The sequence below is a fragment of the Streptomyces showdoensis genome (assembly GCF_039535475.1).
In the GTDB taxonomy this organism is placed as follows: domain Bacteria; phylum Actinomycetota; class Actinomycetes; order Streptomycetales; family Streptomycetaceae; genus Streptomyces; species Streptomyces showdoensis.
Map to the genome: position 1 here is coordinate 2522232 of NZ_BAAAXG010000026.1, position 10269 is coordinate 2532500.

At 73.0% G+C, this 10269-nt stretch carries 7 protein-coding genes and 1 pseudogene (1 of these 8 cut by a window edge); 6 read left to right on the forward strand and 2 right to left on the reverse strand.

All coding sequences use genetic code 11. The features are described from left to right. The first annotated feature begins 60 nt into the window (after positions 1-60). The 3 genes from ABD981_RS24540 to ABD981_RS24550 all read left to right on the forward strand — a co-directional run bounded on the left by ABD981_RS24540 (position 61) and on the right by ABD981_RS24550 (position 3857). Positions 61-1365 carry an SIS domain-containing protein gene (locus tag ABD981_RS24540; protein WP_345530381.1) on the forward strand — a complete coding sequence of 435 codons (1305 nt, stop codon included), beginning with the start codon at positions 61-63 and terminating at the stop codon, positions 1363-1365. 317 nt (positions 1366-1682) lie between these two features. After that, positions 1683-2834, forward strand: a complete 1152-nt coding sequence (manA, locus tag ABD981_RS24545; protein WP_046912383.1) for a mannose-6-phosphate isomerase, class I — start codon at positions 1683-1685, stop codon at positions 2832-2834. Positions 2835-2915: 81 nt separating this feature from the next. Beyond that, complete coding sequence (locus ABD981_RS24550) at positions 2916-3857, forward strand: cation diffusion facilitator family transporter (protein WP_046912382.1); 942 nt, start codon at positions 2916-2918, stop codon at positions 3855-3857. Between the two features lie 80 nt (positions 3858-3937). On the opposite strand, the pseudogene ABD981_RS24555 reads toward ABD981_RS24550, so the two are convergent. Continuing rightward, positions 3938-6048 (reverse strand): annotated as a pseudogene (locus ABD981_RS24555) (fructose-specific PTS transporter subunit EIIC). A gap of 395 nt (positions 6049-6443) precedes the next feature. On the opposite strand from ABD981_RS24555, the gene ahcY reads away from it, so the two are divergent. Both ahcY and ABD981_RS24565 read left to right on the forward strand, forming a co-directional pair. Further along, positions 6444-7898 (forward strand): adenosylhomocysteinase, encoded by a 1455-nt coding sequence (ahcY, locus tag ABD981_RS24560; protein WP_046912381.1) that lies wholly within the window; start codon positions 6444-6446, stop codon positions 7896-7898. Positions 7899-8040: 142 nt separating this feature from the next. After that, the gene (locus ABD981_RS24565; RefSeq protein WP_046912380.1) at positions 8041-8652 is read left to right on the forward strand and encodes a hypothetical protein; all 612 of its coding nucleotides are present in this window, start codon (positions 8041-8043) and stop codon (positions 8650-8652) included. Between the two features lie 2 nt (positions 8653-8654). Here the strand turns inward: ABD981_RS24565 and ABD981_RS24570 are convergent, their stop codons facing one another. Then, positions 8655-9593, reverse strand: coding sequence for an RDD family protein (locus tag ABD981_RS24570; protein ID WP_205628334.1), 939 nt, complete (start codon positions 9591-9593; stop codon positions 8655-8657). A gap of 119 nt (positions 9594-9712) precedes the next feature. On the opposite strand from ABD981_RS24570, the gene ABD981_RS24575 reads away from it, so the two are divergent. After that, positions 9713-10269: the 5' portion of a stage II sporulation protein M gene (locus ABD981_RS24575; RefSeq protein ID WP_046912379.1), read on the forward strand. It continues 451 nt past the right edge of the window; the window shows 557 of its 1008 coding nt (coding positions 1-557); its start codon is at positions 9713-9715; its stop codon lies beyond the right edge, outside the window.

Genomic DNA, 10269 nt, shown 5'->3' on the forward strand with positions numbered 1-10269 from the left:
CGAGGGAAGACCACGCCGGCCGGACGGCCGGTCCCGCTCCGACGACCGGAGGCCCGCCCCATGCTCGACGAGACACTCCTCGACGCACCGGAAGCCCTCGCCCTCGCCGACCGCCGCGGTCTGCTCCGCGGCGCGGCCGAGGCGGGCGCCCGGGTACGGACCGCCGCCCGGCACGCCGCCGAGGCCGGCATCGCGGACCTCCGCCCCGAGGGCCGCCCCCGCGCCGTCCTCGTCGCGGGCCCCGGCACCGCCGCCGCGGGCGTCGCCGACCTGGTCGGCGCCCTGGCCGGCGCCGCGGCCCCGGTCATCCGGCTCGCACCCACCGGCGTCGCCCCCGCGGCCGGCGCCCTGCGCTGGTCCCTGCCCGGCTGGGCCGGCTCGGTGGACCTGTTGCTGATCCCGACGGCGGACGGCTCCGAACCGGGCCTCGCGCTCCTCGCCGAGCAGGCGTACCGCCGCGGCATCACCGTCGTCGCCGTCGCCCCGAAGTCCTCCCCGCTCGCCGAGGCCGTCGGCCGCTCCCACGGCCTGCTCGTCCCGATGGCGATGGCCCCGCACGAGACGGTCCCGGAGTACGGCGAGACGCTCGCCGCGAGCCCGGGCGCCCTGTGGGCCCTGTTCACGCCGCTCCTCGCGCTGCTGGACCGCGTCGGCCTCGTCGACGCCCCGCCCGAGGCCCTGGAACAGGTCGCCGACCGCCTGGACCGCACGGCGGAGCGCTGCGGCCCGGCCATCGCGACGTACGGCAACCCGGCCAAGACCCTGGCCGCCGAACTCGCCGACTCGCTCCCGCTGATCTGGACCGAGGGCGAGTCCGCGGGCCCGGCCGGCCGCCGGTTCGCCGCCGTCCTCGCCGAGCTGGCCGGCCTGCCGGCGCTCGCCGCCGAGCTCCCGGAGGCCATGCCGGCCCACGGCGTGCTGCTGGCCGGCGACTACGCCGCGGGCGCCGACCCCGACGACTTCTTCCGGGACCGCGTGGACGAGCCGCAGGCCCTGCGCGCCCGGGTGGTCCTGCTCCGCGACCGGGCGACGAACCGGGGCCGCGCGAACGAGGCGGTCGGCGACCCGGACGGCACGGGCCCGACCGGCCCCGGTGGGTCGGGTGGCTCCGGCGGCCCCGGTGGGTCGGGGGGCCCCGGCGGGCCCACCGGGCCCATCGGTCCCGAGAGCCCCGTGGACCCCGAGACCGGCGCCCTCAGCGCCGCCCCCGCGGCCCGCGAGCTCGCCCTCGGCCACGGCACGGCCATCAGCGAGCTGGAACCGGAGGAGGGCACCGCGCTGGAGGCGCTCGCCGAGCTCCTCGCGGTGACCGACTTCGCCGCCGTCTACCTCTCCCTCGCCTCCGCGGGCCTGTCTCCGCGCTGAGCGCCACCGCCCCATGACTCCCCGACGGCTCCCACAGATCCCACCGGCCCCACCGGCCCCACAGCCCCCACAGCCCCCACAGATCCCACCGGCCCCACAGCCCCCACGGCTTGCGCAGCCCCCACAGCCCCCACGGCTTGCCCAGCCCCCACGGCTTGCCCAGCCTCCACAGCACTCGCAGCCCCCACGGCTCCCACGCCCCCACGTCACGCCCCGCGGCCCCGGCTCCTCACCGAGCCGGCCCGCGGCTCCCTGACGCCCCCACGGCCCCCACGTCCATCCACGCACCCACCGCACTGAAAAGAGCTGGAAGCCCCATGGACCGCCTCGCCAACACCGTCCGCCCCTACGCCTGGGGATCCACGACGGCCATCCCGGAACTGCTCGGCCTCGCCCCCACCGGCGAGCCACAGGCCGAGATGTGGATGGGCGCCCACCCCGGCGCCCCGTCCCGCACCGGCCGCGGTCCCCTCAACGAGGTCATCGCCGCCGACCCCGTACGGGAACTGGGTCCGGCGGCCGTCGAGAGGTTCGGCCCGGACCTCCCCTTCCTGTTCAAGATCCTCGCCGCCGGCGCCCCGCTCTCCCTCCAGGTCCACCCCGACCTCGACCAGGCGCGCGCGGGCTTCGCCGCCGAGGAGGCCGCGGGCATCCCCCTCGACGCGCCGCACCGCAACTACAAGGACGCCAACCACAAGCCCGAACTCATCTGCGCGCTCACGCCGTTCCACGGCCTGTGCGGCTTCCGGAACCCCGTCGAGGCCGCCGACACGATGGCCGCGCTCGGCGTGGACTCGCTCAAGCCGTACGTCGACCTCCTCCACGCCCACCCCGAGGAGGCCGCCCTGCGCGAGGTCCTGACGGCGCTCCTCACCGCCGACCGCGAGGAGATGGCGCACACGGTCGCGGAGGCGGCGGCCGCCGCGGGACGCCTCGGCGGCGCCCACGCCCCGTACGCCGTGATCGCCCACCACTACCCGAACGACCCCGGCGTCCTCGCGGCGATGCTGCTCAACCCGGTCACCCTCCAGCCCGGCGAGGCCCTGTTCCTCGGCGCCGGCGTGCCGCACGCCTACCTCGACGGCCTCGGCGTCGAGATCATGGCCAACTCCGACAACGTGCTGCGCTGCGGCCTCACCCCCAAGCACGTCGACGTCCCCGAACTCCTTCGGGTGGTCCGCTTCGAGCCGATGGAACCCGGCATCCTGCGCCCGGAGGCCTCCCCGGAGGGCGAGGAGGTCTACGACACCCCGATCGACGAGTTCCGGCTCTCCCGCTTCGTACGGGCCGAAGGCGCCGCCCCCACCGGCCTCACCGCGCCCACGCCGCAGATCCTGCTCGCCTCCGCGGGCCGCCCCGTCGTGGACGGCACGCCCCTCGCGCCGGGCGACTCCGTCTTCGTACCGGCAGGCGAAACGACCGAACTGTCCGGTACGGGAACGGTCTTCCGTGCCACCGTCGTGGCCTGATGCGACAATGACCGGCCGAACGACGGCAGTAGGGCAGCAGGGCCGCAGGCCGTAGCACCGACGAAGGGAACACGTAGACCCATGAGCGCGTCAGGCGGAACCAAGGCGATCGTGGCGGCGCTCGCCGCCAACCTCGCGATCGCCGTAGCCAAGTTCGTGGCGTTCCTCTTCAGCGGTTCGTCCTCGATGCTCGCCGAAGCCGTCCACTCGCTGGCCGACTCCGGCAACCAGGGGCTGCTCCTCCTCGGCGGCAAGCGCGCCCAGCGGGAGGCCACCCCGCAGCACCCCTTCGGCTACGGCCGCGAGCGGTACATCTACGCCTTCCTCGTCTCCATCGTGCTCTTCTCCGTCGGCGGCATGTTCGCCATCTACGAGGGCTACGAGAAGATCAAGCACCCGCACGCGATCGAGGCCTGGTACTGGCCGGTCGGCGTCCTGGTCTTCGCGATCATCGCGGAGTCCTTCTCCTTCCGGACCGCGATCAAGGAGTCGAACCAGCTCCGCGGCAACCTGTCCTGGAAGGACTTCGTCCGCCGGGCGAAGGCCCCCGAGCTGCCGGTCGTCCTCCTGGAGGACCTCGGCGCCCTGGTCGGTCTCGTCCTCGCCCTCGGCGGCGTCGGCCTGGCCCTGCTGACCGGAAACGGCATCTGGGACGGCATCGGCACCGTGTGCATCGGCGTGCTGCTCGTCCTCATCGCGATCGTCCTGGCCGCCGAGACCAAGTCGCTGCTGCTGGGCGAGGCCGCGGGCATCGAGGACGTGCAGAAGATCGAGGCCGCGATCGTCGACGGCGACACCGTCACCCGTCTCATCCACATGCGCACGCTCCACCTCGGTCCCGAGGAGCTGCTCGTCGCGGCCAAGATCGGCGTCCAGGGCGGCGACAGCGCCACCGAGGTCGCCACCGCGATCAACGCGGCCGAGGAGCGCATCCGCGCCGCCGTCCCGATCGCCCGGGTCATCTACCTGGAGCCGGACATCTACACGGAGAAGGCGGCCGGCACGGCGCCCACCACCGCCTGACGCACGCGGACGCCTGACGTACGTGACGAGGGAGGCCCCGGACCCGACCACGGGTCCGGGGCCTCCCTCGTCCTTCCCCGCTAGCGGATCTCGCCCAGCAGCCGCAGGATCTCCGCCTCGTCGGCCGCTTCGAGCAGCCGCTCGCGGAAGTGCGCGTCCATCAGCTTCCGGGAGAGCAGCGCCAGGATCCGCAGGTGCTCGTCCCCGGCGGCGGCCTCCGGCACCGCGATCATGAAGATCAGCCGCGCCCTCGTCCCGTCGAGCGAGCCCCACTCCACGCCCTCCGGCGACCGGGCGAAGCCGACGACCGGCGCGGTGACGGCGTCCGTCTTGGCGTGCGGGATGGCGATCTGCTCGCCGAGCCCGGTGGTGCCCTGGTCCTCCCGCGCGAACGCGGCCCGGACGAGCGCCTCGGGGTCGGTGACCTTGCCGGTGCCGGAGAGCAGCCCGGCCATCTCGCGGATCGCCGCGTCCTTGTGGTCGGCGCCGAGCCACACCTTCACGGTCCGCCCGGTCAGGTACCCCGACAGCACCTCGCCGCCGTCACCCGGCGCCTCCGACCCGGCCCCGGCACCCGCCCCGGCCCCGGCCGCGGTCCGTGCTCCGACGAGCGCGGGCTCCGGTCCGGTCGCGGGGACGCCCACGCCGGCACCCACGCCCACGCCCACGGGCGCGGATACGGGTACGGGCGCACCGGCGGGCACGAGGGCCGCCGCGCCCTGGTTCCGCCGCTCCCGGATGTCGATGAGCGCGTTGGTGGTGAGCGCGGTGACCGCCGTGCCGGCCGCGACCGCGAGGAAGAACATCGGCACCCCGCCGACCGCGCCCAGCACGGCGACGATCGGACCGCCGTGCGGCACGGCGTCCGTCACCCCGGCGAGACCGGCCAGCGCACCGGCGACGGCACCGCCCAGCATGTTCGCGGGGATCACCTGCGCGGGCCGCGCGGCGGCGAACGGGATGGCGCCCTCCGAGATCCCGAAGAGCCCCATGAAGAGCGAGGCCATGCCGGTCTCCCGCTCCTGGTCGGTGTAGAGCTTGCGGCGGATCAGCGTGGCGAGGCCCTGGCCGAGCGGCATCACGGGGATGGCGGCGGCGCACATGCCCATGACGGTCTGGTTGCCGGTCGCGATGAGCCCGGCGCCGAAGAGGAACGCGGTCTTGTTGACCGGACCGCCCATGTCGAACGCGATCATCAGGCCGAGGATCGCCCCCAGCAGGATCGCGCTGGTGCCGGTCATCCCGCCGAGCCAGCTCGTCAGGTGCTCGAAGACCCAGGAGATGGGCTGCCCGATCACGTAGATGAAGAAGAGCCCGAGCGCCGTCGTGGCGACGATCGGGATCACGATGATCGGCATGATCGGCTGGACCAGCCTCGGCACCCGGACCTTCTTGATGCCGAGCACCAGGTAGCCGGCGAGGAAACCGGTCACGATCGCGCCGATGAAGCCCGCGCCCGCCTCGGAGTGGTACAGCGAGCCGTCGTTGGCGATCCAGCCGCCGATCATGCCGGGCACCAGCGCGGGCCGGTCCCCGATGGCATACGCGATGTACCCGGACAGGACGGGCACCATCAGCTTGAAGCCGATGACCCCGATGTTGTTGACGTCCATCCAGAAGGAGTCCTTCGGGATGACCAGGCCCTCGGGGGTCGCGTGACCGCCGAGGGCGAGCGAGATCGCGATCAGCAGCCCGCCCACGACGACGAACGGGATCATGTACGAGACGCCGTTCATCAGCGCCTTGTACGCGAGGCTCCGCTCTTTGCCGCCGCCGCCGCCCACGCCCGCGCCCGCGCCCCGCCGCCGTCCGTCGTGGCGGCCGCTCCGCCGCCCCCGCCGGTTCCGTCGGCTCCCTGGACGGGCGCGTCGGCCACCTGCTCGATCAGCCGCTCGGGGTGGCGGATGCCCTCGGCGACCCCGACCGCGAGCACCCGCTTGCCGACGAAGCGGCTCCGGTCCACGTCCTTGTCGGCGGCGATGATGATCCCGTCCGCCTGCCTGACATCGTTGTCGGAGAGGACGTTCTCGGCCCCGATCGACCCCTGGGTCTCCACCTTGATCTCCACACCGAGCGCCTCCGCGGCCTGCGCCAGCTTCTCGGCCGCCATGTAGGTGTGGGCGATCCCCGTCGGGCACGCGGTCACCGCGAGCAGCCTCCGCCTCGGCCGCCCGCCCGCCGGGCCGGTCACGAGCTCTTCCACGCGCTTCTCCTCACGCTCGCTCCGGATGTCATCGCTCCGGATTCCCCAGCATCGTCTCCCTCCGGATAACGGCGTCATAAGTCCATAAGGCCCCGAATGTGCGGGCCTCTGGACCCTTTGTCGAGTCCCGATCCGGCCGAATCCGGGACCGGGGCGGACTGTGGGTCACTGCGCCGATCGGTGTAGATTCGTAATCAGCCAGACGTCGCTGCTGATGGCGGTCGGGCGGTCCGTGCATGGACCGGCCGAGGGAGAGAGGGCCTCCGACGACTGCACCGCGGGAGCACCCCGGGCATTCCTGTGCCCGTGTGCCCGTACCGCCGCGGTGCACAGGTGTGCCCACTCGAACCCTCGACCCGATCACACGAGGAGCAGCACCAGTCATGACGACTGTCGCCACGCAGGACTTCAAGGTCGCCGACCTCTCCCTGGCCGCGTTCGGCCGCAAGGAGATCACCCTCGCCGAGCACGAGATGCCCGGCCTGATGTCGATCCGCCGCGAGTACGCCGAGCAGCAGCCGCTGGCCGGCGCCCGCATCACCGGCTCGCTGCACATGACCGTGCAGACCGCCGTCCTCATCGAGACCCTGGTCGCCCTCGGCGCCGAGGTCCGCTGGGCCTCCTGCAACATCTTCTCCACCCAGGACCACGCCGCCGCGGCCATCGCCGTCGGCCCGAACGGCACCCCGGAGAACCCGCAGGGCGTCCCGGTCTTCGCCTGGAAGGGCGAGACCCTGGAGGAGTACTGGTGGTGCACCGAGCAGGCCCTCACCTGGCCGAACACGCCCACCGGCGGCCCGAACATGATCCTGGACGACGGCGGTGACGCCACCCTCCTCGTCCACAAGGGCGTCGAGTTCGAGAAGGCCGGCTCCGCCCCGGACCCGTCCACCGCGGACAGCGAGGAGTACGGGCACATCCTGACCCTGCTCAACCGCACCCTCGGCGAGAACCCCCAGAAGTGGACCCAGCTCGCCTCCGAGATCCGCGGCGTGACGGAGGAGACCACCACCGGTGTCCACCGCCTCTACGAGATGCAGCAGGCCGGCTCCCTGCTCTTCCCGGCGATCAACGTGAACGACGCCGTCACCAAGTCGAAGTTCGACAACAAGTACGGCTGCCGCCACTCCCTGATCGACGGCATCAACCGCGCCACCGACGTCCTCATCGGCGGCAAGACCGCCGTCGTCTTCGGCTACGGCGACGTCGGCAAGGGCTGCGCCGAGTCCCTTCGCGGCCAGGGCGCCCGCGTCATCGTCACCGAGATCGACCCCATCTGCGCCCTCCAGGCGGCGATGGACGGCTACCAGGTCGCGACCCTGGACGACGTCGTCGAGACCGCCGACATCTTCATCACCACGACCGGCAACAAGGACATCATCATGGCCACCGACATGGCCAAGATGAAGCACCAGGCGATCGTCGGGAACATCGGCCACTTCGACAACGAGATCGACATGGCCGGCCTGGCCAAGATCGACGGCATCGTCAAGGACGAGGTCAAGCCGCAGGTCCACACCTGGACCTTCCCCGACGGCAAGGTCCTGATCGTGCTGTCGGAGGGCCGCCTGCTCAACCTGGGCAACGCGACCGGCCACCCCTCCTTCGTGATGTCGAACTCCTTCGCGGACCAGACCCTGGCCCAGATCGAGCTCTTCACCAAGCCGGAGGAGTACCCGACCGACGTCTACGTGCTCCCGAAGCACCTGGACGAGAAGGTCGCGCGCCTCCACCTGGCCGCCCTGGGCGTCAAGCTCACGACCCTCCGCCCGGAGCAGGCCGCCTACATCGGCGTCCAGGTCGAGGGCCCGTACAAGCCGGACCACTACCGCTACTGATGCACCCGGCCCCGGGCGTCCACGCGTTGACGCCCGGGCGCCCGGCACACCCGTAGACCAGCAGGCAGGCCCCCGCACCCCCGTGTCGGGGGCCTGCCTCGTCTCACCCGGCCCACAGCTCCAGGAAGCACCCCGAGGACCCATGCCCCGCGGCCGATATTCGCTCCATGACCCGCACGATCACACCCCCCTCGGTGAAGAGCACTTCAGCTGCGCGCCCGGCCCCTCCGGCTGGCGCTACGTCTCACGGACCACCACCCCCTCCGGCGACCCCGCCGGCTCCGTCGACCTGGCCATCGACGAACTGGGCCGCCCGATCCGGCTCGAACTCCACTCCGCGGACTGGCAGGTGCGCGGCGCCGCCATCGACGGCGTCACCTGGGTCCGTACCGACCCCACCGGAACCCACGCCACCGAAGGCAATGTGCGCGCCCACGCCTTCACCGGCACCTCCCCGGCGTTCCTCGTCGCGATCTCCCGGTTGCTGCGCCTCACCCCCGATTCCCCGGAGACCCGCGTCCGGCTCGTCGCCTTCACGGATCCCGTGCTCGCCCCCCTGACGGTCGACCAGTCCTGGGCCCTGACGAAGAGTGAAGCGCACGCCACTGACAACGGCCTCCTGACCGTGGACGAGTACCAGGTCAGCACCCTCGACACGGGGGAGTGGCACACCGTCCACCTGGCCGGCGACGTGGTCCTCTCGGCCCCCGGAATCGAGCTCGAGGACCTGGACACCCCGCCGTCGGTCTTCTGACCTCAGGCCGGTGGCGCGAACCCGGTGGTGCGCGGCGCGGGGGCGGAAGACGAGGACGGAGACGGCGAGGCGGGCGGAGGCGAGAGAGGCGGAGGCGGGACGGGCGCGGGAGCAGGACCGTCCGCCGGAGCGGACGCCGCGGGGAACGCCCCCGGCACCATCCCCATCCCCGGCCCGTACGTCGGCCCGTACGTCGGTCCGAACGCCCGCCGCGCGTCCCGCGCCTGCCGCTCGGCGACGACCCCGGCGAGGAAGGCGGCCGCCGGCACCCCGGCCGGCGGAGGCGTCCCGGTCCGCGCCACGAGCTCGTCGGCCAGCCGCTCGGCGAGCCGCCGCCCGATCGCGGGGTCCAGCTGCGTCATGCGCGTCAGGTACTGACGTATCTCCAGCCAGAGCCCGTCCGGCACGGCGGACAGGTCGACCCCCGTGAACCGCCCGACGAGCCACGGCGGGGGCGGCGGCACCGCCGTGTTCGGCGCGGAGGCGACCCGCTCCCGCACCACCAGCGTCCCCGCGAAGACGTCCCCGATCCGCCGCCCGCGCTCCGACACCAGCGAGGCGATGCACGCGACGACCCCGAAGGTCATCAGGATCTCCACGACCCCCATCGCCCCGCGCATCAGCGCGTGCCGGAACCGGATAGGCCCGCCGTCGTCCCGCACCACCCGCAGCCCGCAGGCCAGCTTCCCCAGCGACCGCCCGTGCGACAGCGTCTCCACGGCGATCGGCGCCCCGACGAGCACCAGCAGGAAGGACGCGATCGATATCGCCATCGCGGCGGCCTCGTCCAAGGACGCCGTCGCCAGCGCGAGACCGATGCTGATCAGCAGGTACGCGGCCCAGATCACGACGAGATCGATGAGCAGGGCCAGCGCCCGGCTCGGCAGCCGGGCCGGCTGCAATCCCAGTACGACGGCATCCCCCGTCACGACCCCGCTCACGCCGCCCGCCCTTCGTCGACCTGCCGAACCCCGTCCGAACGCCAGTCTGCCAAGCTGATCCGCAGCGCGCCGCAGTAGTACGGACCGTACGCACCCAGTGCCTGGAGCAGCAGCCGATCATGGACCTCGACGTCTTCGTCACCGCACACCGAGCCGAGTGGGACCGCCTCGATCACCTCCTGCGCCGGGGCCGCCGCCTCGGCGGTGCCGAGGCCGACGAACTCGTCGCCCTCTACCAGCGCACGGCCACCCACCTCTCCCTCATCCAGTCCAGCGCCCCGGACCCGATGCTCACGGCCCGGCTCACCCAGCTCGTGGCCCGCGCCCGCGCCACGGTCACTGGCACCCGCCGCGCCTCCTGGCGCGACGCGGTCACCTTCCTGACGGCCGGATTCCCCGCCGCGGTCTACCGCTCCCGCCACTGGTGGGTGCCCACTGCGCTCGTCTCGACGCTGGTCGCGGCCCTGATCGGCTGGTGGATCGGCACCCACCCCGAGGTCCAGGCGGCGATCGGCGCCCCGGCCGAGCTGCGCGAGATGACCCGCCCCGGCGGCCAGTACGAGACCTACTACTCCAGCCACCCGGCGGCCTCCTTCGCCGCCCAGGTCTGGACGAACAACGCCCAGGCCGCGGCGACCTGCCTGGTCTTCGGCGCGTTCCTGGGCATCCCGGTGCT